The sequence below is a fragment of the Geobacillus sp. CX412 genome, assembly GCF_027942335.1.
Lineage (GTDB): Bacteria > Bacillota > Bacilli > Bacillales > Anoxybacillaceae > Parageobacillus_B > Parageobacillus_B toebii.
The window spans coordinates 2,458,116-2,482,120 of record NZ_CP103461.1 but is presented as its reverse complement, the minus strand read 5'-3'; the positions used below and the strand labels follow the sequence as shown (position 1 = coordinate 2,482,120).

The 24,005-nt window shown below is 41.0% G+C and carries 23 protein-coding genes and 1 pseudogene; 23 read left to right on the top strand and 1 reads right to left on the bottom strand.

Translation table 11 applies throughout. The features are described 5' to 3' along the window. The first annotated feature begins 52 nt into the window (after positions 1-52). Positions 53-837: pseudogene (locus tag NXM86_RS12875) on the top strand (patatin-like phospholipase family protein). Then, entirely contained in the window at positions 837-1,850 is a 1,014-nt protein-coding gene (locus NXM86_RS12870; protein ID WP_089097038.1) for a SepM family pheromone-processing serine protease, read from the top strand. Before NXM86_RS12875 ends, NXM86_RS12870 begins: the two are co-directional and overlap by 1 nt. A gap of 17 nt (positions 1,851-1,867) precedes the next feature. On the opposite strand, the gene NXM86_RS12865 is transcribed toward NXM86_RS12870, so the two are convergent. Then, positions 1,868-3,073, bottom strand: a complete 1,206-nt coding sequence (locus NXM86_RS12865; protein ID WP_062678276.1) for a nucleotidyltransferase — start codon at positions 3,071-3,073, stop codon at positions 1,868-1,870. Positions 3,074-3,218: 145 nt separating this feature from the next. Between NXM86_RS12865 and NXM86_RS12860 the strand changes: the two genes are divergently transcribed. From NXM86_RS12860 to NXM86_RS12760, 21 genes are all read left to right on the top strand, one after another. Continuing rightward, a complete protein-coding gene (locus tag NXM86_RS12860; protein ID WP_171698644.1) occupies positions 3,219-3,764 on the top strand; it encodes a YceD family protein in 546 nt (181 codons plus the stop codon). Positions 3,765-3,827: 63 nt separating this feature from the next. Beyond that, positions 3,828-4,001: a 50S ribosomal protein L32 gene (rpmF, locus tag NXM86_RS12855; RefSeq protein WP_003251950.1), complete on the top strand. Its 174-nt coding sequence runs from the start codon at positions 3,828-3,830 to the stop codon at positions 3,999-4,001. Between the two features lie 133 nt (positions 4,002-4,134). Continuing rightward, on the top strand, positions 4,135-4,899 hold the full coding sequence (locus NXM86_RS12850; protein ID WP_498958120.1) for an enoyl-CoA hydratase/isomerase family protein: 765 nt from the start codon (positions 4,135-4,137) through the stop codon (positions 4,897-4,899). Between the two features lie 71 nt (positions 4,900-4,970). Next, positions 4,971-5,564 (top strand): RsfA family transcriptional regulator, encoded by a 594-nt coding sequence (locus NXM86_RS12845; RefSeq protein WP_498958118.1) that lies wholly within the window; start codon positions 4,971-4,973, stop codon positions 5,562-5,564. 97 nt (positions 5,565-5,661) lie between these two features. Further along, a complete protein-coding gene (locus tag NXM86_RS12840) occupies positions 5,662-6,558 on the top strand; it encodes a 2-dehydropantoate 2-reductase (RefSeq protein WP_375216583.1) in 897 nt (298 codons plus the stop codon). Further along, the gene (locus NXM86_RS12835; RefSeq protein WP_062753499.1) at positions 6,555-6,941 is read left to right on the top strand and encodes a DUF3397 domain-containing protein; all 387 of its coding nucleotides are present in this window, start codon (positions 6,555-6,557) and stop codon (positions 6,939-6,941) included. The genes NXM86_RS12840 and NXM86_RS12835 overlap by 4 nt, the downstream gene beginning before the upstream one ends. Positions 6,942-7,044: 103 nt before the next feature. Next, complete coding sequence (gene bshC / locus NXM86_RS12830) at positions 7,045-8,673, top strand: bacillithiol biosynthesis cysteine-adding enzyme BshC (protein ID WP_498958117.1); 1,629 nt, start codon at positions 7,045-7,047, stop codon at positions 8,671-8,673. A 334-nt stretch (positions 8,674-9,007) separates the two neighbouring features. Beyond that, positions 9,008-9,940: a 16S rRNA (cytosine(1402)-N(4))-methyltransferase RsmH gene (rsmH, locus tag NXM86_RS12825; protein ID WP_081189430.1), complete on the top strand. Its 933-nt coding sequence runs from the start codon at positions 9,008-9,010 to the stop codon at positions 9,938-9,940. 43 nt (positions 9,941-9,983) lie between these two features. Beyond that, positions 9,984-10,337 carry a cell division protein FtsL gene (gene ftsL / locus NXM86_RS12820; RefSeq protein WP_015863349.1) on the top strand — a complete coding sequence of 118 codons (354 nt, stop codon included), beginning with the start codon at positions 9,984-9,986 and terminating at the stop codon, positions 10,335-10,337. A 6-nt stretch (positions 10,338-10,343) separates the two neighbouring features. After that, entirely contained in the window at positions 10,344-12,557 is a 2,214-nt protein-coding gene (locus tag NXM86_RS12815; RefSeq protein ID WP_498958116.1) for a penicillin-binding protein, read from the top strand. 71 nt (positions 12,558-12,628) lie between these two features. Beyond that, entirely contained in the window at positions 12,629-14,569 is a 1,941-nt protein-coding gene (locus NXM86_RS12810) for a stage V sporulation protein D (RefSeq protein ID WP_089097042.1), read from the top strand. 128 nt (positions 14,570-14,697) lie between these two features. Next, positions 14,698-16,170, top strand: coding sequence for a UDP-N-acetylmuramoyl-L-alanyl-D-glutamate--2,6-diaminopimelate ligase (locus tag NXM86_RS12805; protein ID WP_062753491.1), 1,473 nt, complete (start codon positions 14,698-14,700; stop codon positions 16,168-16,170). Continuing rightward, positions 16,164-16,619, top strand: a complete 456-nt coding sequence (locus NXM86_RS12800; protein ID WP_062753489.1) for a hypothetical protein — start codon at positions 16,164-16,166, stop codon at positions 16,617-16,619. The genes NXM86_RS12805 and NXM86_RS12800 overlap by 7 nt, the downstream gene beginning before the upstream one ends. Further along, positions 16,613-17,587 (top strand): phospho-N-acetylmuramoyl-pentapeptide-transferase, encoded by a 975-nt coding sequence (gene mraY / locus NXM86_RS12795; protein WP_062753487.1) that lies wholly within the window; start codon positions 16,613-16,615, stop codon positions 17,585-17,587. Before NXM86_RS12800 ends, mraY begins: the two co-directional genes overlap by 7 nt. Next, the gene (murD, locus tag NXM86_RS12790) at positions 17,588-18,943 is read left to right on the top strand and encodes a UDP-N-acetylmuramoyl-L-alanine--D-glutamate ligase (protein WP_081189426.1); all 1,356 of its coding nucleotides are present in this window, start codon (positions 17,588-17,590) and stop codon (positions 18,941-18,943) included. A gap of 53 nt (positions 18,944-18,996) precedes the next feature. Then, a complete protein-coding gene (gene spoVE, locus NXM86_RS12785) occupies positions 18,997-20,097 on the top strand; it encodes a stage V sporulation protein E (RefSeq protein WP_062753483.1) in 1,101 nt (366 codons plus the stop codon). Positions 20,098-20,273: 176 nt separating this feature from the next. Then, positions 20,274-21,185, top strand: a complete 912-nt coding sequence (gene murB, locus NXM86_RS12780; RefSeq protein ID WP_062753480.1) for a UDP-N-acetylmuramate dehydrogenase — start codon at positions 20,274-20,276, stop codon at positions 21,183-21,185. A 142-nt stretch (positions 21,186-21,327) separates the two neighbouring features. Then, positions 21,328-22,122 (top strand): cell division protein FtsQ/DivIB, encoded by a 795-nt coding sequence (locus NXM86_RS12775; RefSeq protein ID WP_062753478.1) that lies wholly within the window; start codon positions 21,328-21,330, stop codon positions 22,120-22,122. Then, positions 22,103-22,810: a DUF881 domain-containing protein gene (locus tag NXM86_RS12770; RefSeq protein WP_062753476.1), complete on the top strand. Its 708-nt coding sequence runs from the start codon at positions 22,103-22,105 to the stop codon at positions 22,808-22,810. The genes NXM86_RS12775 and NXM86_RS12770 overlap by 20 nt, the downstream gene beginning before the upstream one ends. 31 nt (positions 22,811-22,841) lie before the next feature. Further along, positions 22,842-23,561 (top strand): DUF881 domain-containing protein, encoded by a 720-nt coding sequence (locus NXM86_RS12765; RefSeq protein ID WP_309217767.1) that lies wholly within the window; start codon positions 22,842-22,844, stop codon positions 23,559-23,561. A gap of 1 nt (position 23,562) precedes the next feature. Continuing rightward, positions 23,563-23,925, top strand: coding sequence for a small basic family protein (locus NXM86_RS12760; protein ID WP_015863361.1), 363 nt, complete (start codon positions 23,563-23,565; stop codon positions 23,923-23,925). The last annotated feature ends 80 nt before the right edge of the window (positions 23,926-24,005 follow it).

Sequence of the window (24,005 nt, the reverse complement as noted above, 5' to 3'; positions counted from 1 at the left end):
AGTTTTAGACCATAAGATGAAACAAGGTGGTCATGTAGAGAGGAGAGAAACGGTGTTTCCGAAAATTGGGTTAGCGCTAGGTTCTGGAGGGGCGAGAGGTTTCGCGCATCTTGGAGTACTGAAAGTATTGGAAGAGGAGAAAATCCCAATTTCCTACATAGCCGGAAGCAGCATCGGGGCGCTTGTCGCTGCTCTATATGCTAGCGATCTCGGTCTTGAGCGTTTATATAAGTTAGCAAAGTCGTTTCGTCGAAATGACTACATCGATTTTACAATTCCAAAAATGGGGCTAATTGCTGGAAAGCGAATTACCGAATTTATTCGGCTTCTCACAAAAGGGAAAAAAATTGAGGAACTGTCCATCCCGGTGGCAATTGTAGCGACGGATTTACAGACAGGTCAAAAAGTGGTGTTTCGCCAAGGGGATGTTGCCCGCGCCGTACGAGCCAGCATTTCCATTCCCGGTATTTTTGTCCCTGAAAGGGTAGACGGGCGATTGCTTGTAGATGGAGGAGTTGTTGATCGCGTTCCCGTTTCCGTTGTCCGAGAAATGGGTGCGGATATTGTTATTGCAGTCGATGTTTCCCATGTGAAAGTGGACGGAGAAATTACGTCGATATTTGATGTGATTTACAAAGCATTGATATTCTGCAAGACGAGCTTGTCCGCCATCGTCAACTTGCCTCCGATGTGATGATTCGGCCGCACGTAGAGCAATATAGCTCGCGAGCATTTACTCATGCACAGGAAATTATTGCTATCGGGGAACAGGAAACACGCAAATATGTGCCAGAAATCCGCCAAGCAATTCAAAACTGGAAGGAGCATTCACGCTGATGAAAAAACGAATGTATGTGGTTGCATTTTTCTTTGGCGTCATCGTAGCATTGCTGCTTATTTTTATTAAATTTCCTTATTACGTTACGATGCCTGGAACTGCGCAAGACTTAAAGCCGCTTGTTCATGTGGAGCATGGGGATGATGATGAAGGAACGTTTATGCTAACAACGGTGAAAATGGGACGGGCGAATGCTATTTCCTATTTTCTTGCACATGTTCGCTCCTTTTATGAACTATATCCGTTAGAAGAAATAAAACAAGAAGGGGAAACAGATGAGGAATATACAATGCGTCAGCTTCAGCTTATGGAGCAGTCAAAAGAGGCAGCGATTGCTGTTGCCTATAAAAAAGCGGGGAAACCAGTTTCTTATAAAGCAAAAGGCGTATACGTGATGAGTGTGCTTCCACATATGCCGGCAGAGGGGCAATTAAAAGTTGGCGATCGCATTATTAAAATAGATGGAAAAAGGATGGATACATCGGAACAAATGGTGCAATATATTCGTACAAAGAAAAAGGGAGATAAAGTTCATATTACATTTGTGCGCGGTAAAAAGGAAAAAGAGGCAACTCTTACATTAATGCCATTTGCGCATAATCCAAAACAAATAGGTATAGGGGTTTCGCTTACTACCGATTATGACATTGCTACAAACCCGCCAGTCCGCATTGATTCGGAACAAATCGGCGGGCCATCAGCAGGATTAATGTTTTCGTTAGAAATTTATAATCAACTTGTCGAAGAAGATATTACGAAAGGGCATAAAATTGCCGGTACAGGTACGATTAATATGAATGGCGAAGTCGGACCGATCGGCGGCATCTCGCAAAAAATTGTTGCTGCTGATCGGGAGGGAGCAGAAATTTTCTTTGCACCAAACGAAAATGGGGCAGCAGATTCGAACTATCGAGAAGCAGTGAAAACGGCAAAAAAAATCGGAACAAAAATGAAAATTGTTCCGGTCGATACGTTTGATGATGCGATTCGTTATTTAGAAAATTTAAAATAACCATCGTAAAGCGGCTGTTATTGCAAAAGAGGAGGAGTAGCGTACTCCTCTTTCAGCACATTGGTGCGAGCAGGTTCAGGAAATATTGCGGCATAAGCAAAAGACGCCTTTTTTTCTTGCTGGTAAATCGGGTCATGTTTTAAATTTGACACTTTTGTAACGAGCGGAAGCGGCAGATGTTTTTTTACATGTTGTAGATAGCGGCGCCCGTTGCTGCTCATTCCAAGCAAACGAATATATGTCGGCGTTTCTGTTTTTTTTCGCTGGTCTTTTGTAAAATTCGTTAAAATATGAGTGCATATTCGTTGCAGCCTCGTCCACGTATATCGTTTTGTTTTGATCGAGTTCATAAAAGCGGAAAACGTCGGGGCAGCAACAATTTCCTGCTTTAAGCGGTGTTCGATACCTTCGTCAACGCCGGCAATTTGGCGCAGCTCCGCCTCTTCCGCTGTCATGATGCGATACTTTAAAAACGGAAAATAGGCTTCCCATTCATGAAACATGCCGTATGTATCATAATATTGCTCGAGTGTTTGTTTTGTAGTGCCTGGAATATACGGGGCGATGGTTTCTAAATGTGCAAGCGACCCTTTAAGCGCTTTTCTTAAGCTTGTCGCGCTAGCGATCGATGGATGAGAGAACGTTTTGTCATGATAATCGGAAGCGATGCGGCGAATCGTACGAGGAGTGATCGGAATTTGTTTTTGTAAAATCGCTTTGACATACGCAAGACCGAGCACATTGTTCGGCTTAGATAAATCAAGGTTAGTGGCGTTCAATCGTTTCCAGGCTTCTGCGTTCGCCCGCGGATAGCTTACCCCTTCCTGAAGCGCTTCTTGCACATAACTGTCATGCTGCTGTTTTTGCTCTAAAAACGTTTTTGCCGCATCGATAAATGCGGTTATATTTCCATTTTCGCTTCCGAAGCAAATTTCTTCACAAAATAAGGAATGAAGCAATGTAACCGCGCCGCTGGCAAATCGTTCAGCAGATTGAACCGCAAATGCATACGGCAGCTCAATGACAATATCTACCCCGGCTGACAATGCCATTTTTGTTCGCGCCCATTTTGATACGAGCGCAGGTTCTCCGCGCTGCAGAAAATTTCCGCTCATGACGGCAATAATGCAATCTGCTCCAGTTTGTTTTTTGGTTTCTTCTAAGTGATATAAATGCCCGTTATGAAACGGATTATATTCGACAATGATTCCGACCGCTTTCATTTTGCTCTCCCTGCTGTTTAGTTTTTTTTTTCAAAAGAGTGATAAATTGTATATAAACTGACAACAATTATACTGTAAAGAAAAAATATTGACAAATAGGAAAACGAAACGTATAATTTTCTTTGTTGTCTTGAGGTGATTTTTTATGAAATGGACAGTCCATCAGCTTCATCAGTTTCATCATAAAGAAATCGTTATTGATGAATATGTTGATGTCTCTGATTTAAAAGAGATTGATAAACTGATCCGCGATATTTCGCCTGTGCATGTACAGGGAAGGGCAGATATCGGTTCGACAAAATTTACGTTTCACTTGCAAGTGTCGGGAACGATGGTACTGCCTTGTTCGCGGACGTTGGTCGACGTTTCGTATCCATTTTCGATCGAAACGACGGAAACATTTTTTATGAATGATTATGATGTAGTATCGACAGATGAAGATACGCATCTAGTGAAAGACGAAACAGTAGATTTGTTACCGATTATCAAAGAACTTATTCTTTTGGAAATTCCGTTGCAAATATTTGCGGAAGAAGAAACGGTGCAGGACGGGGCTCCGCAGTCTGGAGAAGGCTGGGAAGTCATTAAAGAAGAGTGTTGGGAAGCGATGGCAGAAGAACAGGCCAAACAGAAAATCGATCCTCGTCTTGCTGCATTAGCGAAGTTTTTTGATAAAGACAAAAAAGAGTAAGCGAAGTAGCCGGGATGATCCGGGCTTTTGATACTTCGACATGCTGATAAGGAGGTGGGAAGCATGGCAGTACCTTTTAGAAGAACATCAAAAACAAGAAAAAGATTGCGCCGCACTCACTTTAAATTGCAAGTGCCAGGCATGGTAGAATGCCCAAATTGCGGTGAAATGAAATTAGCTCATCGCGTATGCAAATCTTGCGGAACTTACAAAGGAAGAGAAGTTGTTAACAAATAATTATCTTTAACAACAAGCACAAGGAAGGAAAGTACTTGTGCTTGTTGTTTTTTTATTTTTAGCTATGAAAATAAGCAGGAAAATGCCCGCCCGATGCCCAATTGATTTTAAGGAAAGGAGGAAACGGAAAAATATGAAAGTAGCTATAGTGGAATATGACAGTAATGGGGTTATTTGGTTTACTATTCATCGCCCCGAAAAACGAAACGCGATCAATTTTGAAGTAATGGACAAGCTGGAAGAAACGATTGCGATGGTAGAAAAAAATGATGATGTGAAAATGCTCGTCATTACGGGAACAGGTGATGAAGCGTTTTGTTCAGGAGGGGATTTAAGCAAATTTCAACATTTACATACGACAGAAAATGCAAAACAAATGTTAGAAAAAATGGGGACGATTTTGTATTCATTGCTTACGTTGTCTAAACCAACTGTCGCGCTCATTAACGGCACTGCTATTGGCGGCGGTTGTGAGTTAGCATCAGCATGTGATTTCCGCTATGCGAAATCTGGAAGTAAAATCGGCTTTATTCAAGGAAAACTTGGAATAACGACTGGGTGGGGCGGAGCGACAATGCTTTTTGAAAAACTTCCGTACACTCAAGCGCTTGATATACTTTTGCGTGCAGAAAGAATAAGCGCAGAAAAAATGTACGAGTATGGATGGATACACGCGGTGCTGCCAGGAAACAATTTGCGGGAAGAATGCCGCGAGCTGCTTGCCCCTTATTTATCGCAATCGGTTTCTGTATTGCGTGCATATAAAATGGCAGCTGCAGAAAAGTGGAAAAGCGATGAATTTCGGATGAGATTTTTTGCGGAAATCCGCCGTTGTTCCGAATTATGGGGGTCAGAAGAACATAAAAGAGCTATCCAATCTTTTTTAAATAAATCATAATTTTCTCCCTTCTATCTTTTCTATTAGCTGCATAAATATAGTAAAAAAGCAGCTATAGAGGGGGGAAGAAGATGACAAGTGTACGTCAGGATGCGTGGACGCAAGACGAAGATTTGCTATTGGCAGAAGTCGTATTGCGCTATATTCGCGAAGGAGGTACGCAGCTTCAGGCTTTTGAAAAAGTAGGACAGCTTTTGTCACGCACCGCAGCTGCATGCGGCTTTCGATGGAATTCCTATGTTCGAAAGCAGTATAAAGAAGAAATTGAACTAGCGAAAAAACAGAGAAAGGAGAGAAAAAAAGAGGCTGCGGCTAGTGAAGAAAGAGAACGAAAAAGGAAAGAGGAAATAACAGACAAAAACTTGACGTGGTCTGATGTCATCACATTTTTGCAAACACATGGGCAAAAGGCGCATGATTCGCAAAGAATAGCGGATGAAAACCGTGCTTTAAAGAAAGACATGGAGCAATTACAACAAATGATTACAAAACTCCAAGCCGAGAAAGAAGCATTGCAAAAACAGCTATTTGCTGTTCAAGAGGAGTATAAAACATTGCTTGCCATTATGGAACGTGCAAGAAAAATGGCGGAGCTTGAAGAAGAACAAGAACGAAAAACTCCACTCTCGGGAAACACGGTCCTAGAAAAAGTGGAAAAATCGTAAAAAGCTGACCCCATCGTCAGCTTTTTTTCTTAGCGGATAAATTGGCTATTTGCTAAAATAGGAATAGCATGGATTGATGGAAGGTGAGGAAGAAATTGTGAAAATTGGAATTGTTGGCGGCGGAGCCATTGGTCTATTAATCGCTGCTTATTTAAGTAATGAATATGAAGTCACTGTTTATACAAGACGTTCAGCACAAGCGCAACGATTAATGAACGAAGGATTGCGGTTTGTGAAACGCGGGGAAACAAAGCGTATTTCACTTCAAGCCATGACATTTGCGGAAGCGAACATTAACGATGATCTTGTTTTTATAACGGTGAAGCAGTATGATATTGCAACGATTATCAATCACCGAAACCTGTTTGATCAGGTGAAAACGGTTGTTTTTCTACAAAACGGGATGGGGCATATTAAGTTGCTTTCTCCACTCATGGAAAAAAATATTATTGTTGGAATTGTCGAGCACGGTGCACTCAAACATGATGATCGTACGGTAGAACATACAGGAATTGGAAAGATTGTGCTTGCAAGCTTGTATGGCACATTTGGACAAGCCGTAAATTTATCGGCAAAGAGCATCTCTGATTTTCCATTTGAATTTGCTAATAATTGGGAGAATGTGTTAGTGAAAAAATTGATCGTGAATGCAGCCATTAATCCGTTGACAGCGCTTTTACGCATCAAAAACGGAGATTTGCTTAAAGTGAAACCATATTATGAAATGATGAAATTGTTGTTTTCCGAATTTAAGCAAGTGTTGCCGATCGAAGACGAACAAAAGGCATGGGAACATATTGTGAGTGTTTGTCAAAAGACAGCAGAAAATTATTCATCAATGTTAATGGACATTTCCCAAAACCGAAAAACAGAGATTGATGCCATTTTAGGCTATGTTTTAGAAAAAGGGAAAGAACTCGGGATTACGTTGCCGCTCTCACAATTTTTATTTTATGCCATAAAGGGGTTGGAAGAAGGGGGGGACGAAAAATGAATGAGCTGTTTGCGCATCTGATCGCGGCATTCGTTACGCTGCCGTTATTATCATTTTTCGTCGTTTACTTTTTTTCCCGCAAATTATTAAAAAGAAAACGAAAGTCGTTTTATGTGGCAGTGAATGTTTCGACACTTTTTTTTATTATTGCTGTTCACTTTTTGATTACTGTTCTTTCAGGAAAATCGTATTTATGGCACATTGTCTTCTTTTTACTGATCATGCACATGTTGATTTCGATCGGGTATTGGCGCAAAAAAGAAGATTTTCATTTTTCCGCTGTTTTTCGTTTGTTTTGGCGAGCGAACTTCTTATTGTTTTCCTCGCTTTATTTTAGTCTGCTTGTCTACGGAATGATTGTGAGAGTATCTAGCAATTTATAAATAAAAAAATTGGGTGACAGTGAGCAACTGTTTTTTCATTTGCAAAAAAGAAATGCTATACTCATGTAAGAACATGATAAGATAAGAAAGGAAGTTTCTAAACATGGAAGTTCGGGAAATTTCTCTGGCTGCTACGACACCGTTAGCAACCGATTACATAAATGGTACTTTTCCGATTGAAAAAGGTTTTTCTTACTCCCTTCAGGCGGAAGATGTATTTTGGAGGCGGCTCGATGATATAAAAGGAAGAGCGTATCCACGCCGCGAACTTGTGGAATATTTACGTTCGTATCATCAGCGATTTCACGCGAGTTCCGAAACATTTTACAATATTGAAAAATTGCTTCATCCTGAAAGTGTAGTAGTAGTAGGCGGGCAACAAGCCGGATTATTGACCGGGCCGCTTTATACGATTTATAAAATTATCTCGATCATCAAGCTTGCTAAAGAGCAAGAAAGAAAATTAGGCGTGCCGGTCGTTCCGCTTTTTTGGATTGCTGGTGAAGACCATGATATTGCCGAAGTAAACCACGTGTACATTGCCGAAGATAGAAAAATTAAGAAATATGTTTACCCTGATATTCCGCAAGAAAAGCGTATGGTATCGGATGTACCATTAGATCATCAAGTTTGTTCCACTTGGATTACTAATATTGTGAAAACATATGGAGAAACAGAAACGACAAATAAGTTGCTTGATTTTCTATTCCAATGTTTAGACCAATCGAAAACGTTCGTTGACTTTTTTGCTTCTATCGTTTTACGTCTATTTGCTTCTGAAGGATTGGTTGTTCTTAATGCAGCCGATGTCCCGTTGCGCGCAATCGAGAGCAGCTTTTTTACTGCTTTGATTGAATGCCATCGCAAGGTGACGAATGCTGTTTTGCGAAAGCAGCATCAGCTTCGGCAGCTCGGATATAAAAATACGTTAGATATTCAGCCACATTGTGCAAACTTGTTTTATTATGATGGGAGACAACGGTGGCTGCTCGAGCATGATCCACAAAAAGAGGTATTTCATAGTAAAAAAGGAGAATTTGTTTTCTCCAAAGATGAATTAATACAACTTGCTAAAACCAAACCTGGCCATTTAAGCAATAATGTCGTGACCCGGCCGCTTATGCAAGAATTTTTGTTGCCGACATTGGCGTTTGTCGCTGGTCCTGGAGAAATTGCATATTGGGCAGAGCTGAAAGAGGCGTTTTCGATATTTGGTTTCAAAATGCCGCCAGTCATCCCGCGTGTCAACATCACTATTGTAGAACGCTCCATTCAAACCGATTTAGCTGAAATCGGGATCGATATCATGGATGTTTTCAAAGGACGGCTAGAAGAAGCGAAACAGCAATGGTTAGCGCAGCAAACTCGTTATCCGCTTGAAGAAATGTTTGCGAAAGCAAAAGCGGAAATCGAAGAAATTCATCGCCCGCTTCGGGAATTTGGAATGGAAATTGATCGCGGATTGGCGGGGTTGTTGACGAAAAATGCAACTCTTCTTCAAGCGCAAATCGATTTTCTTCAGCAAACGTTGCAACGAGCATTAATAAGGAAATATGAGGTGGAGTTGCGAAAATTTTCACGTGTGGAAATGTCGTTAATGCCGAATCAAGCGCCTCAGGAGCGGATTTGGAATATTTTCTACTACATCAATAAATATGGGTTCAATTTTTTAGAGAAACTTTTACATCTTAATTACCAATGGAACGGCATGCATAAAATTGTATATATATAATAGTTTTTACAAGAAAAAGTCGAAAAGAAAAGTCCTGTTTTATGCAGGATTTTTTTTTATCGGAATGAAATAGTAGACATACAGAAATTGAAATGGAAATAAAAGTAAAATAACAAATATTGGTTCGTATTTATTGTGAGCTGCCGAAATACGACAAAAGTAAACAGAAGAAGACGAGTTTTTACAAAAAAAGCTAAAATTTTGTTGTGTTTTGCAGTATAATAAGTAAATGATCGCTCTATATGAATAACGAAGCTTTCCTAGCTGATTTTCCACGACGTTTATTTTCGTATGCCATATGTTGCAGCAATGAGTGATTAAAGGTGGTGAACATGTGTTTCAACATACGACAGTGCTATTAAAGGAAGCAGTAGATGGACTCCATATAAAACCGGATGGAATTTATGTCGATTGCACCCTTGGCGGTGGAGGACATAGTGAATATTTACTTTCACAACTGTCAGAGGACGGAAGACTATTTGCGTTTGATCAAGATGATATGGCGATCGAGTATGCGAAAAAAAGATTAGCCCGTTATGAAAAACAGGTGACGTTTATTCGCAGAAATTTTCGCTTTCTTGCGGAAGAGCTAGCGGCGAGGGGAGTTCATAGAGTGGATGGAATTTTGTTTGACTTAGGAGTGTCCTCACCGCAGTTAGATACACCAGAACGAGGATTTAGTTATCACCATGATGCACCGTTAGATATGCGAATGAATCGCGAGCAATCATTAACGGCTTATGATATCGTTAATCATTGGCCATATGAGGAGCTCGTACATATCTTTTTCCATTATGGTGAAGAAAAATTTTCGAAGCAAGTGGCGAGGAAAATCGAAGAAGTTCGCAAAGAAAAGCGAATTGAAACAACCGGGCAATTAGTTGACATCATTAAAGAAGCTATCCCGGCGCCGGCAAGGCGAAGCGGAGGGCATCCGGCCAAACGAATTTTTCAAGCGATACGAATTGCCGTAAATGATGAGCTGCAAGCATTCAAAGAGGCGATTACACAGGCGATTGATTTATTAAAATCAGGTGGAAGAATTAGTGTTATTACGTTCCATTCATTAGAAGACCGCATTTGTAAAGTGGCTTTTAAAGAAGCAAGCCAAGGCCCACAGCTTCCTCCTGGGCTTCCGCTCATTCCTGATCAATACCGCCCGGCATTAAAAATTATCACGAAAAAGCCGATTGTCCCTTCCGAGGAAGAGATCGAACATAATCATCGCGCGCGTTCTGCAAAGCTGCGTATCGCCGAAAAGCTATGAACAAAAAACGATGTTGAATCACTAATGACAGGAGGGAAAAACAATGAATAATACGGCAGTAAAAATTCATGAACGACAACGTCCGTCATCACGTCCGCGCACTAGAAAGCAACGAAAGCTAAAAATTCGCTTTACGTTAGGGGAAAAGCTTTTATTCCTATCGTTTTGCGTATTTGCTATGTATGCAGCAGTGCATATTGTGTCCAATCAAGTGAAGATTTATCAAGTAAATAAAGAAATTCAACAGCTACAAGAAACGGTTCAAGAACAGAAAAAGCAAAATAATGATTTATATGTTGAAGTTCAACAATTAAGCACATATGAACGGATTTTGCAAAAAGCGAAAGAACTCGGTCTCTCACTAAACGAAAATAATGTAAAAGTTGTACAGGAATGATCGCCGATGGAAAGGAAAAAGCATAGCAATACACATAAAGGAGCAGCTATATTATTTTTCTTATTCAGTCTGCTCTTTTTTGTGTTATTGGCTCGTTTTATTCAGTTGCAGGTAACGGGAGTTGCTGATGGCCAAGTGTTAGCGGCAAAGGCGGAGGAAAAGTATAAACAAAAGCGAACGATCGAAGCAAAGCGCGGAACCATTTTTGACCGAAATGGCGAAGTGCTTGCTCAAGATGTGCCGTCATATACAGTTATAGCTGTCCTTGATCCAAAAATGACGACAGATCCTGATCATCCGAGACATGTTGTTGACCCACAAAAAACAGCAAAAAAATTAGCCCCATTGCTAAAGATGGATGTAGATGAAGTGAAACGAATTTTAACAAAAGATGCAAAACAAGTGGAATTTGGCGCAAATGGACGAAATATTAGCTATGAACTGAAAGAAAAAATTGAAGCATTAAATCTGCCAGGGATTGGGTTTATTCGTGATACAAAACGATTTTATCCAAATGGCAATTTTGCCTCGTACGTAATTGGTTACGTACAAAAAAATAATAAAAAAAATGAAACAGTTGGAAAAATGGGGATTGAGAAAAGCTTAGATAAGCATTTGCGTGAAAAAGACGGTTACGTATCTTTTGCCGGGGATATCAGCGGATTTCGCCTTCCAAATACGAAAGAAACCGTCGTTCCACCGGATAATGGAGCGAATGTTTATTTAACGATCGACCAAAAGATTCAAACGTTTTTAGAAGATGCGATGAACGATGTGGAAAAACAATATAAGCCGAAAAAAATAATTGCGATTGTTGCAGATCCGAAAACAGGAAAGATCTTAGCAATGGGAACAAGACCGGGTTTTGATCCAAATAAGCGCAATATACAAAACTATTTCAACGATGCGATTTCCTATCCGTATGAGCCTGGTTCGACAATGAAAATTTTTACGCTTGCGGCTGCAATTAATGAAGGTGTGTATAACGGGAATGAACAGTATCGGTCTGGCTATTATAAAGTGGGACCAAATATTATTCGTGACCATAACAAAGTAGGTTGGGGAACGATTACGTTTAACGAAGGAGTACAACGCTCTTCTAATGTCGCTTTTTCTATTTTAGTAAAAGAAAAGTTAGGAGAAGACCGCTTTTTGCAATATTTGCATCGTTTCCATTTTGACAAAAAAACTGGTATAGACCTTCCAGGAGAAGCGGTAGGGCAAATTCATTACAAATATCCGATTGAAAGAATAACGACAGGATTTGGTCAAGGAACATCGGTGACACCAATCCAACAAATTCAAGCCGCAACCGCGATTGCAAACGGCGGAAAAATGATGAAGCCATATGTGGTCGATCGTATTGTTGACCCGGATACAGGAAAAGTGATTGCAAGAAACAAGCCAGAAGTAGTGGAACAACCAATTACAAAAGAAACGGCTAAACAAGTGTTAGATATATTAGAAACGGTAGTTACTTCGGAGAAAGGAACGGGGCGTCCGTATCAAATTGAAGGGTACCGAGTTGCTGGAAAAACAGGAACAGCACAAATTCCGTCACCAAGAGGAGGATATTTAACCGGCTATGAAAACTATATTTTCTCTTTTTTAGGAATGGCCCCGAAAGAAGACCCGCGTTTAATTATGTATGTCGCAGTTCAGCAGCCAAAACTATCCTATACGGAGACAGGGGCAGCTCCTGTTTCTCATATTTTTACTAGCGTGATGAAAAATAGTCTTCAATATTTGCACATTCAGCCTTCTTCCAATAAGAAGGCGTCAAAGGAAAAATCAAAAGGAATTGAAATCGGTTCTTACGCGGGTCGTTCTACAGAAGAAGTAGTGAAAGAACTAAAGGAAAGAGGGCTTGTCCCAATTGTAATTGGAAATGGGCGGCAAATTGAAGAACATGTACCGTTATCTGGTGATAAAGTAATCGCTGGAGAGCGGGTTGTGCTAAAAACGGACGGGGAAGCAGTGATGCCGGATGTGCGCGGCTGGTCGCTAAGAGATGTGATGAAAGTAGCGGAACTGCTAGAGCTTCGTCCGAGCACGAAAGGAAATGGGTATGTCGTCAGCCAAAATATTCGGCCAGGTGCATTAGTAAAGAAAGGTGATTACTTAATTGTAGAATTAGAAGAACCGCGAAAATGGAATGAGAGAATGGAACAAGAACAAAAAGAAGCATCCGAGAAAAAAAGCGACGGACCAGTGGATTGATTTAAGACGTTCTATAATGAAGCGTACAAGCATATAGTGGAACGAGCCTATCATAAAGGAGGTTCCACTATATGCGTGTTTCCCACGTCACTGTCCGCAAACGGCTAATGATCGTGTTTCTAGTTGGGGTGTTTATTTTTGCGATTATTGACATTCGTCTCGGATATGTTCAATTTATATTAGGTGATATGTTAACAGAAAGAGCGAAAGATTCATGGAGCCGAAATATTCCATTTGAGCCGAAGCGCGGAGAAATTTTGGATCGCAATGGCGTTCCGCTCGCTACGAATATGAGCGCTCCAACAGTATACGTCATTCCGCGCCAGATTGAAAATCCGGCCGAGACGGCAGAAAAGTTAGCGAAAGTGTTAAATATGCCCGTCGAAAAAGCGTATAAACATATTACGAAAAAAACGTCGATCGAGCGTATTCCAGAAGGTAGGAAAATATCGAATGAAAAAGCAAAAGAAATTCGGGCACTCGGCTTAAAAGGGGTATATATCGCGGAAGATACGAAACGTTATTATCCGTTCGGCAGTTATTTGTCCCATGTTTTAGGATTTACCGGCATCGATAACCAGGGCTTGATGGGATTAGAGCTCTATTATGATAAAGAATTGAGCGGTCAACGCGGTTCGGTGCAATTTTATTCGGACGCAAAAGGAAAAAGAATGCCTAATATGGCAGATGATTATACGCCGCCAACAGATGGGTTAAATTTAGTGCTTACGATTGATTCGCGTATCCAAACAATCGTGGAGCGGGAACTCGATATTGCCGAAGCAAAGTATAATCCAGACGGCATTATTGCAGTTGCAATGAACCCGAATACGGGAGAAATTTTGGCAATGGCGAGCCGTCCAACATTTGACCCGGCAAACTATCGAAACGTCCCAGCGGAAATTTATAACCGCAACTTGCCGATTTGGAGTACGTATGAACCTGGTTCGACGTTTAAAATTATTACGCTTGCTGCGGCGTTGGAAGAAAAAAAAGTAAATTTATTGAAAGATCATTTTTATGATCCAGGATATGTAAAAGTTGCCGGTGCAACATTACGTTGCTGGAAAAAAGGCGGGCATGGATCGCAAACTTTTTTAGAAGTTGTGCAAAACTCTTGTAACCCAGGTTTTGTAGAGTTAGGGGAACGCCTTGGGAAAGAAAAATTGTTTCACTACATTAAGGAGTTTGGCTTTGGTGAAAAAACAGGCATTGACTTGCAGGGGGAAGGAACCGGAATTTTATTTGATTTGAAACGCGTTGGGCCTGTCGAACAAGCAACAACGGCCTTTGGGCAAGGGGTGTCGGTGACACCGATTCAGCAAGTGGCAGCTGTTTCTGCGGCAGTAAATGGTGGAATTTTGTACACGCCATATATTGCGAAGCAATGGGTTGATCCTGAAACAGGAAAGGTAGTAAGCCGCAATACACTAAAGGCGAAGCGACGCGTTATTTCCGAGGAAACGTCGAAACAAATTCGTTATGCTCTAGAGAGCGTTGTTGCACAAGGGACAGGAAAAGGTGCCTATATAGAGGGATATCGTGTTGGCGGAAAAACAGGAACAGCACAAAAAGCGAAAGGCGGCCGATATTTAAAAGATAATCATATCGTTTCTTTTATCGGATTTGCTCCGGCGGATGACCCACAGCTTGTCGTTTATGTTGCTGTCGACAATCCGAAAGGAACGGTTCAATTCGGTGGTGTCGTCTCTGCTCCAATCGTCGGAAAAATTATGGAGGATAGTCTACGTACACTTGGCGTGAAACCACGCAAAGGCCAAATAGAAAAAGAACGGGCGTGGAATGATCCGAAAATGGTCGAAGTTCCAAATTTAATCGGCTTATCAAAAAAAGACTTGCAAGAGCAACTTTTTAACTTAAAATTAGATGTTAGTGGAGAAGGTGATGTTGTTATTGAGCAAGCTCCAGAACCTGGGGTGAAAGTGAAAGAAGGTTCCACTATTCGCATTTACTTAGCATCAAAGACGTCTTCTAAAAAAGAAGTTCGATGAAAGCGATCAATATATCGATGTATCAAGGGGGCGGCTGATGTAAGTTGTCATATATCCTATCTCGCCCCTTTTTTCCGCTTTTCATTGTTTTCTTCTAAAGGACTATGAAGCGAAAGGAATGAACAAAAATGAAGCTGCAGACGCTGCTTTCGTATTTGCATGATTTTACAACGTATGTCGGTGAAAACCCGACAATTACTTCCATTGAAATGGATTCGAGAGAAGTAAAAAAAGGATCATTATTTATTTGCATCAAAGGATTTACAGTGGACGGCCACGATTTTGCGAAACAGGCAGTCGAAAATGGTGCTGTAGCCATCATTGCCGAACGACCACTTGATGTAGATGCGCCCGTTATTGTCGTTCGTGATAGCCGGCGCGCAATGGCGGTGCTTGCCGATGCGTTTTACGGACAGCCGACCCATCAGTTACATTTAATCGGGGTTACGGGCACAAATGGGAAAACGACAACGACTCATATAATAGAGCACATCGCTAGAAAGGCGAATAAAAAAACGGGGCTAATTGGAACGGTGCATATTAAAATTGGCGATGATACGTATCCAACGAAAAATACGACGCCAGAATCGTTGCTGTTGCAACGAACGTTTAAACAAATGGTGGACGAAGGTGTCGATGTTGCGGTCATGGAAGTGTCTTCGCATGCCCTTCATATGGGACGCGTGCACGGCTGTGACTATGATGTTGCTGTGTTTACTAATTTAACGCAAGATCATCTCGATTACCACGAGACAATGGAAGAATACCGCAATGCGAAAGGATTGCTGTTTTCCCAGCTCGGAAATCGTTATGATCACAAACGGCCAAAGTTTGCGGTATTAAACAACGATGATCCTGCTTCACAATATTATAAGCATATGACGGCTGCAACCGTTATTACATACGGAATTGAAACAGATAGCGATATTATGGCAAAGCGAATTGATATTGTTCCAAGCGGAATGTCGTTTGATCTGATCACACCGCACGGTACTGTTCGGGTCAAAACAAGGTTAATCGGATTGTTTAACGTATATAATTTGCTCGCAGCTGTTTCCGCCTCTCTTGTGTCTGGTATTCCATTTTCTGTTATTGTAGAGGCGATTGAAGAAATTTCTGGGGTTGCGGGACGGTTTGAAACAGTCGATGAAGGGCAAAACTTTACAGTAATCGTTGATTATGCTCATACGCCAGATAGTTTGGAAAATGTCTTAAAAACAATTCGGCAATTTGCTCAGAAAAAAGTTTACGTTGTTGTTGGCTGCGGCGGTGACCGAGACCGTACAAAACGGCCGCTTATGGCAAAAACAGCGGTCAAATACGCCGATGTGGCCATTTTCACTTCTGATAATCCGCGTTCCGAAGAGCCTGAACAAATTTTGCGCGATATGGAAGCAGGTGTTTCCAGCGAGCGTTATGTAACGATTGTCGATCGCAAGGAGGCGATTTATTACGCGATTGAACAAGCGCAAGAAGGAGATATTATTTTAATCGCAGGCAAAGGGCATGAAACGTACCAAATTATTGGCGATCGCGTCATTGATTTTGATGATCGGCTTGTTGCCCGGGAAGCGATTAAGGAGCGGAAGAACATATGTTGACATATGAAATGGTCAAACGGTTATGTAAACAGGCTCGTGGCATTGTCGATGATGCGATTACGTTTCACCATGTGTTTGTAGATCCTTATGAACATGCCCCAAAAGGGTTATTCGTTCCGCTTGGGCATGGGATGGAAACGTTAAAAATTGCGATTGAACATGGAGCAATCGCCGCGTTTTGGCAAGAAGGCGATGAATTGCCGCGTTACATTCCAAATCAGTTTCCGGTCTTTTTTGTTTCATCACCAATTCAAGCATTAGAGGAGCTTTTAGATATGTATGGGCAATGGGAAAACAATAAGAGCGAAAAAACAAAGTTTAACCTTACCATTTCTGCTCATAATGAACAAAATCATTCATATGATATAGCGGTGCTCGCTGCTCTTAAACGGCTGCAACAGAAATGGATGCGTGTTCAAGGACAAGAAGGATGTGACCGATCATGCTAGAGCAAGTCATTGTTTTAGCCATTGTTCTTTCCTTTCTGATTACTGTTATATTATCGCCATTGTTTATTCCGTTTTTAAGACGGTTAAAATTCGGGCAAAGCATACGGGAAGAAGGACCGAAATCGCATCAAAAAAAATCAGGCACCCCGACGATGGGAGGTATTATGATTTTACTTTCCATCGTTGTGACAACGTTATTGATGACGAGAAAATTTGCAACTCTTTCCGTTGAAACATATTTATTGCTTTTTGTAACGATTGGTTATGGATTGCTTGGCTTTTTGGATGATTTTATTAAAGTGGTGATGAAACGGAATCTTGGGTTGACGAGCAGACAAAAGTTAATTGGGCAATTAATTATTGCAATTGTTTTTTATTTTGTATATCAGCGCAGTGGTTTTTCTACTGCCTTACATATTCCAGGGACAGATCTTTCTATTAATCTTGGCTTTGGATATGTGTTATTGCTTATTTTCATGCTTGTCGGCGGTTCGAATGCGGTCAATTTAACCGACGGACTTGACGGTTTATTGGCTGGGACAGCGGCCATTGCGTTCGGCGCTTATGCCGTTCTTGCCTGGAACCAAGGCCAATATGATATCGCTATTTTTTGTGTTTCCGTTGTTGGGGCTGTACTAGGATTTTTAGTATTTAACGCCCATCCAGCAAAAGTATTTATGGGAGATACCGGGTCGCTTGCGTTAGGCGGCGCGATTGCTACAGTGGCAATTTTAACGAAGTTGGAAATATTGCTTGTTGTTATTGGCGGTGTATTTGTTATCGAAACACTGTCCGTTATTATTCAAGTCATTTCATTTAAAACAACGGGAAAACGTGTATTTCGCATGAGCCCGTTGCACCATCATTATGAGTTGATTGGCTGGTCGGAGTGGCGTGTTGTCGTCACATTCTGGGCAGTCGGCTTATTATTTGCAATGCTAGGAATCTATATCGAGGTGTGGATTTAATTGAAACAGGCAGCTTTCTATCAACAACGTCAGGTGTTAGTCATTGGTTTGGCAAAAAGCGGATTTGCAGCGGCAAAACTGCTTCATGAGCTAGGTGCCAACGTCACGGTAAATGATCAAAAGACGTTTGAAGAAAATAAAGAAGCGCAACAGCTAGAACAAATGGGAATCCGAGTGATTTGCGGCGGGCATCCGCTTGAGCTCTTGGATGAGCCGTTTGATTTTGTTGTGAAAAACCCTGGCATTCCATATACGAATCCAATGGTAAAAAAAGCAATGGAAAAAGGATTGCCCGTTGTCACAGAAGTGGAGTTAGCGTATCACATTTCGGAGGCACCTTTTATTGGGATTACAGGTTCCAATGGAAAAACAACAACTACAACATTAATTTTTGAGATGCTGCGTGAAGGAGAAAAACGCCCGCTGCTTGCGGGAAATATAGGGATGGCTGCTTGTGAAGTGGCAAAAAAAGCGGAAGCAGGCAATTGGCTTGTAACGGAACTTTCCTCCTTCCAGCTAGCGGGAATTCGCGATTTTTGCCCGCGTATTTCCGTTTTATTAAACATTTTTGATGCCCATTTAGATTACCATGGTTCAAAAGAAGCTTATGCACAGGCAAAAGCAAATATTTTTAAAAACCAGACAAATGATGATTATGCGGTCATTAATGCAGATGATGAACTTGTGATGCAGCTTGCTGAGAACATTCATGCACAAAAAGTTACTTTTTCGACAACAAAAGTGTTAGACCGCGGTGCTTATATAAAAGATGGTTTGATCTATTGGAACGATGAAGCGGTAATTGCTGTCAGCGATATAGTACTTCCAGGAAAACATAATTTGGAAAATATATTGGCAGCTGTTTCTGTGGCAAAATTAGTAGGCGTAGACAATAAAGCTATTTCCCAAGTCTTAACGGCATTCACAGGGGTGAAGCATCGGCTTCAATATGTTGCTACTATTAATGGGAGAAAGTTTTTCAATGACTCCAAAGCAACCAATATTCTTGCGACACAAAAAGCACTGTCCGCTTTTGAAAAAGATGCTGTCATCCTTTTGGCAGGTGGGCTAGACCGCGGCAATGAGTTTGATGGTCTTCTTCCTTATTTGCATAACGTAAAAGCAATCATATTGTTTGGCCAAACCGCGCCAAAAATAGCTCGTGTCGCTAAACAGGCAGGAATAGAAACGATTGAATATGTCGATAATGTGGAAAAAGCTGTACCAGTTGCTTATCAACTATCCGAACCAGGTGATGTCATTTTACTGTCGCCGGCATGTGCAAGCTGGGATCAATATAAAACTTTTGAACAAAGAGGAGACATTTTTATCAATGCCGTGCATAAGTTGAAATAGAGAGAAAGGACAGCCTTTTCTCTCCTAGTTTAGAAAAGTAGAGGTGTTGGGCATTGCCGCGGAAAAAGTCTACGCCTGATTTTTTGCTGATTATCCTTACGTTTTCGTTGTTGGCAATTGGGCTTATTATGGTGTATAGCGCCAGTGCCATTTGGGCGGAATATAAGTTTCATGATTCGTTTTTCTTTGCAAAACGTCAGCTTTTGTTTGCCAGCGCGGGAGTCATTGCAATGTTCTTTATTATGAATATTGATTATTGGACATGGCGCGACTGGTCGAAAGTGCTTATTATCGTCTGTTTTTTGTTGCTTGTTCTCGTATTAATTCCCGGAGTCGGAATGGTTCGCAATGGATCACGCAGCTGGATTGGTGTTGGGGCGTTTTCCATTCAGCCGTCCGAATTTATGAAACTTGCAATGATTGCCTTTTTGGCAAAGTACTTGTCGGAAAACCAAAAAAATATTACATCGTTTAAACGAGGATTGCTTCCCGCTTTGGCACTTGTGTTTTTTGCGTTTGGAATGATCATGCTTCAACCGGACTTAGGAACCGGCACCGTAATGGTCGGCACATGTATTGCAATGATTTTTGTTGCTGGTGCGCGCATCAGCCATTTTATCGGATTAGGAATACTTGGACTGGCAGGATTTGCTGCTCTTGTTTTGTCAGCGCCATATCGAATTAAGCGGATTACTTCTTTTTTGAATCCTTGGGAAGATCCGCTTGGAAGCGGGTTTCAAATTATTCAATCGCTATATGCGATTGGCCCTGGAGGTTTGTTTGGCTTAGGGCTGGGACAAAGCCGACAAAAGTTTTTTTATTTGCCTGAGCCGCAAACTGACTTTATTTTTGCGATTTTAGCAGAAGAACTTGGGTTTATTGGCGGGTCGCTTGTTTTACTTTTATTTAGCTTGCTGCTTTGGCGCGGAGTGCGTATTGCACTTGGGGCGCCGGATTTGTATGGAAGTTTTCTTGCCATCGGCATTATTTCGATGGTGGCCATTCAAGTAATGATTAATATCGGCGTTGTTACAGGATTAATGCCGGTAACGGGAATTACGCTGCCGTTTTTAAGCTATGGTGGTTCATCATTAACGCTTATGTTAATGGCAATTGGGGTTTTACTAAACATTAGCAAGCATGCAAAATATTAATAAAACCAATTCGTTGCGTTGCATCCAACAACCAAAAAACAAAATGTTCAAGTTTCATCGATCTAGAAGGGTATCTCTCAAATTAGAGAGACACCCTCTCATTTTGTTAAGGTGACATCTACGATGAAAGGAGCATACGTATATACATAGGCGGTTTGGGAAAGGAGATGAAAGCGATGAAGGCAATGGTAAATGAATTATTAAGCGCTAACGTTGGGAAAGTGAAGGAAATGGAACCTTTATCGAACCATACGACGATAAAAGTTGGCGGCCCTGCAGATGTATTGATCGAACCAGATAGTGTAGAAAACCTGAAAAAAACAATGGCGATTATAAAAAAGCATGAAGTGCCATGGCGCGCGATTGGCCGTGGTTCGAATTTACTTGTTTCTGACGAAGGGGTCGAAGGGGTTGTAATCAAAATTGGCGAAGGGTTAGATGAATTACATGTTGATGGGGAAACCGTTACGGTCGGTGGAGGATACTCATTAGTACGCCTTGCCACGTTAATGAGCAAACAAGGGTTGTCTGGTTTAGAATTTGCCGGCGGAATTCCTGGATCGGTCGGGGGAGCTGTTTATATGAATGCGGGGGCGCACGGCTCCGATATGTCACAAATCGTAAAAAGGGCGTTAATTTTATTTCCAGACGGGATGATGGAATGGCTGACGAATGAGGAAATGCAATTTGCGTATCGCACTTCTGTGTTGCAAACAAAAAGACGTGGAATTTGTATAGCAGCGGAACTTCAGCTTACTTCCGGGAACCGTGAAGAAATTGTTGCAAAAATGCGGAAAAACAAAGATTATCGCCGTGAGACACAACCGTGGGATAAACCTTGTGCGGGCAGCATATTCCGCAATCCTTTGCCGCAATATGCTGGAAAACTGATTGAAGAGGCTGGTTTAAAGGGATATACGATTGGCGGCGCGAAAATTTCTGAACAGCATGCCAATTTTATCGTTAATACAGGAAAAGCAAAAGCAAAAGATGTACTGGACTTAATTCAGTTTGTGAAAAAAACGATTCATGAATTGCATGGCATTCATTTGCGGACAGAAGTAGAAATTATTGGCCGGAAGTTGTAAAATCTATCTCTTATATATTATAATGCTATGATATAATAAAATTGAGTTTGTCTATGTTTATCAAACATAGAAATACAACGGCATCGAGGTGTGCCGTTTGTTTTTATAGATGTGCTTTCGAGCTTATGTCGGAAAGCGGTGAATGGCTTTGGAAAAAGGAAAAAAAATCGTTGTTCTTGAGGAACGGGTGCCGAAATTAAAGGAACGGCGGAGACAAAAAGCAAATCGTCGTTTAATCGCGTATATCTCTTTCTTTTTTCTTCTCATTTTATGCATGATTTATTTTCAATCACCATTAAGCTATGTCCGTCATATTCAAGTAAACGGAAATCATCATCTTTCCGCAAAACAAGTGATACAGTTAAGCGGCATCACAAAACGGACAAGCTTTTGGAAAGTAAAAGAAGACGAAATTAAGCGGAATGTGGAGAAACATCCGGAAGTGAAGAGCGTATCATTGGAAAAACATTTCCCAAATACGATCATCATTCATGTGAAAGAGCGGAGGAGAATCGCTTATATTTATGACCAACAAACATTTTTTCCGCTTTTAGAAAATGGTTACATACTAAAGAAACACACATCAAAAACCGCGCCAAGCGATGCGCCGATTTTAATTAATTGGAAAAAGGGAGAAGATATTCAAGAAATCGCAGGACAGTTGGCGCAGCTTTCCCCATCGATATTAAACGCCATTTCTGAAATTCATTATACACCGAGCGATGATAACCGTTATCATATTACTGTTTATATGAATGATGGTTTTGAAGTGAGTGCGAACGTACAAAATTTTGCCGATAAAATGTCATTGTATCCGTCTATTGTCCAGCAATTAGATCCAAACGTAAAAGGGGTAATCCATTTAGAAGTAAGCAATTATTTTACCGCTTATAAACAACCGAAAAAGGAGGATGACAATGACAAAGCGGAAAGGTAACCGTGTCATCCTTTCTTTTATCTGTTTTATACTAGGATCTATGCTGGCGTTTTCTTATCAATATACAAAAAGGGAAGCATCAAAGCGAAATATAACAGATCGGCAATGGCAAAAGGAGTATGATTACCGAGAGCGAGTGATTAAGATACAGAAAGAAAATCGACGATTAAAAAACGAGTTAGTACAAAAACAAAATGAAGTTGTGGAGATGGAAAAAGCGTTAGCAGAACAACAAACATCGTATACGGATTTGGCAAAACAAGCAGAAAAACTACGCATGTATGTTGGAGAGGCGAAAGTAAAAGGAAAAGGAATTGAAATAACGTTATCGGATGCATCTTATATTCCTTCTGAACAAAGTGCGACAGACTACATTGTTCACGAACAACATGTCTTTAAAGTCATTCATGAGCTGCTCATTTCCGGAGCAGAAGCAATCGCCATTAATGGGCAACGAATTTCCCATCGTTCGTACATTGTTTGCAATGGTCCCGTAATCGAAGTAGATGGCACGCAACACGCAGCCCCTTTTGTCATCTCCGCAATTGGCAATCCAACGGTTCTCGCTTCCGCTTTGAACATTCCCGGCGGGGTAAAGGATCAGCTTATTCAAGATAACATAATTGTAAGGATTGCTAGTAAAGATGAAATAGTGTTAGATCCTATCTTTCATGCTAATCATCCATAAATTGCCTCGGCAGAAAGAATGGTGAAGATGATTGGAACGGAAAAAAACGATCTATTTTACTTGTATTACGACCATTTTTGGATTTATGCTAGCTGTTCAACTTCAGACAACGTCACATCCTAAAGTTCGCGATACACGTGATATTTGGGAGCTGCGCGCTGATTTAAAAAAAGAACAACAATTGCAGCGACAACTTGTATTAGAAATCGGGGATTATGAGGAAAAATTACGGAATTACAAGCAAAAGCAGCGATCTAATCAAGAAGCCGTTTTGCATGAAACAGTAAGTGAATTGGAACAGGAAGCTGGTTTGACAAAAATAGAAGGTCCAGGAATTGTTTTGACAATTGAACCATTTTATTCGGATCATTACGTAGGTCCCATTGCGGAAACGGTGTCGCCTGAACTGTTGCACCGGCTTATTAATGAATTAAACATGTACGGTGCGAAAGAAATTGCTATTGCCGAGGAGCGGATTACAAACACGACGGCGATTCGCGATGTTAATGGTGCGACGAAAATCGGAGATAGCAAAATCTCTTCATTGCCAATTACAGTAAAAGTAATCGCAGATGATGCAAAAATGTTATGTAATCGTTTAAAAGTATCGACAATTCGTGATGATTTTGTCGTTGAAAATTTGCAGCTTACAATTTCTGAACCGTTGACATCAGTGGTTATTCCGCCGTCTAAAGAAAAATGGAACGTGAAATATATGGAAACGGTAAAAGCCGAAAAGGAGGAGAAATAATATGTGGCTCCCGCTCATCGGCTTATTCGTTGGCTTAATAGTAGGATTTTTGAGCGATTTGCGCGTCCCTGACGAATATTCCAATTATTTATCCATTGCAATCCTTGCTGCATTTGATACATTAATTGGTGGACTCCGCGCCCATTTACAGCAAACATATGACGAAATAGTATTTATAACAGGATTCTTTTTTAACATTATTTTGGCTACAACTTTAACTTTTCTTGGTGTCCATCTTGGTGTAGACTTGTACTTAGCAGCTGTATTTGCATTTGGGGTGCGCCTTTTTCAAAATATCGCTGTCATTCGCCGCCTCCTTCTTGCCGAATGGATGGAAAGGCGACAGAACCGTGAAAAAAGTTAATTGGAAAAAAGGGAAAGTTTCTTAAAATGTTGAATATATGGAGTAAAAAATGATTGGTTCGCTTTTTAACATTGCTGATG

Excerpts from the sequence above, each read along its gene's own strand:
- NXM86_RS12815 (WP_498958116.1), top strand. The coding sequence starts at position 10,344 with ATGGAAAGGAAAAAGCATAGCAATACACATAAAGGAGCAGCTATATTA.
- NXM86_RS12800 (WP_062753489.1), top strand. The coding sequence starts at position 16,164 with ATGTTGACATATGAAATGGTCAAACGGTTATGTAAACAGGCTCGTGGC.
- NXM86_RS12835 (WP_062753499.1), top strand. The coding sequence starts at position 6,555 with ATGAATGAGCTGTTTGCGCATCTGATCGCGGCATTCGTTACGCTGCCG.
- NXM86_RS12865 (WP_062678276.1), bottom strand. The coding sequence starts at position 3,073 with ATGAAAGCGGTCGGAATCATTGTCGAATATAATCCGTTTCATAACGGG.
- NXM86_RS12760 (WP_015863361.1), top strand. The coding sequence starts at position 23,563 with ATGTGGCTCCCGCTCATCGGCTTATTCGTTGGCTTAATAGTAGGATTT.
- ftsL (WP_015863349.1), top strand. The coding sequence starts at position 9,984 with ATGAATAATACGGCAGTAAAAATTCATGAACGACAACGTCCGTCATCA.
- NXM86_RS12810 (WP_089097042.1), top strand. The coding sequence starts at position 12,629 with ATGCGTGTTTCCCACGTCACTGTCCGCAAACGGCTAATGATCGTGTTT.
- NXM86_RS12770 (WP_062753476.1), top strand. The coding sequence starts at position 22,103 with ATGACAAAGCGGAAAGGTAACCGTGTCATCCTTTCTTTTATCTGTTTT.
- mraY (WP_062753487.1), top strand. The coding sequence starts at position 16,613 with ATGCTAGAGCAAGTCATTGTTTTAGCCATTGTTCTTTCCTTTCTGATT.
- rpmF (WP_003251950.1), top strand. The coding sequence starts at position 3,828 with ATGGCAGTACCTTTTAGAAGAACATCAAAAACAAGAAAAAGATTGCGC.
- bshC (WP_498958117.1), top strand. The coding sequence starts at position 7,045 with ATGGAAGTTCGGGAAATTTCTCTGGCTGCTACGACACCGTTAGCAACC.
- NXM86_RS12850 (WP_498958120.1), top strand. The coding sequence starts at position 4,135 with ATGAAAGTAGCTATAGTGGAATATGACAGTAATGGGGTTATTTGGTTT.
- NXM86_RS12775 (WP_062753478.1), top strand. The coding sequence starts at position 21,328 with ATGGCTTTGGAAAAAGGAAAAAAAATCGTTGTTCTTGAGGAACGGGTG.
- NXM86_RS12870 (WP_089097038.1), top strand. The coding sequence starts at position 837 with ATGAAAAAACGAATGTATGTGGTTGCATTTTTCTTTGGCGTCATCGTA.
- NXM86_RS12845 (WP_498958118.1), top strand. The coding sequence starts at position 4,971 with ATGACAAGTGTACGTCAGGATGCGTGGACGCAAGACGAAGATTTGCTA.
- murB (WP_062753480.1), top strand. The coding sequence starts at position 20,274 with ATGAAGGCAATGGTAAATGAATTATTAAGCGCTAACGTTGGGAAAGTG.
- NXM86_RS12860 (WP_171698644.1), top strand. The coding sequence starts at position 3,219 with ATGAAATGGACAGTCCATCAGCTTCATCAGTTTCATCATAAAGAAATC.
- NXM86_RS12805 (WP_062753491.1), top strand. The coding sequence starts at position 14,698 with ATGAAGCTGCAGACGCTGCTTTCGTATTTGCATGATTTTACAACGTAT.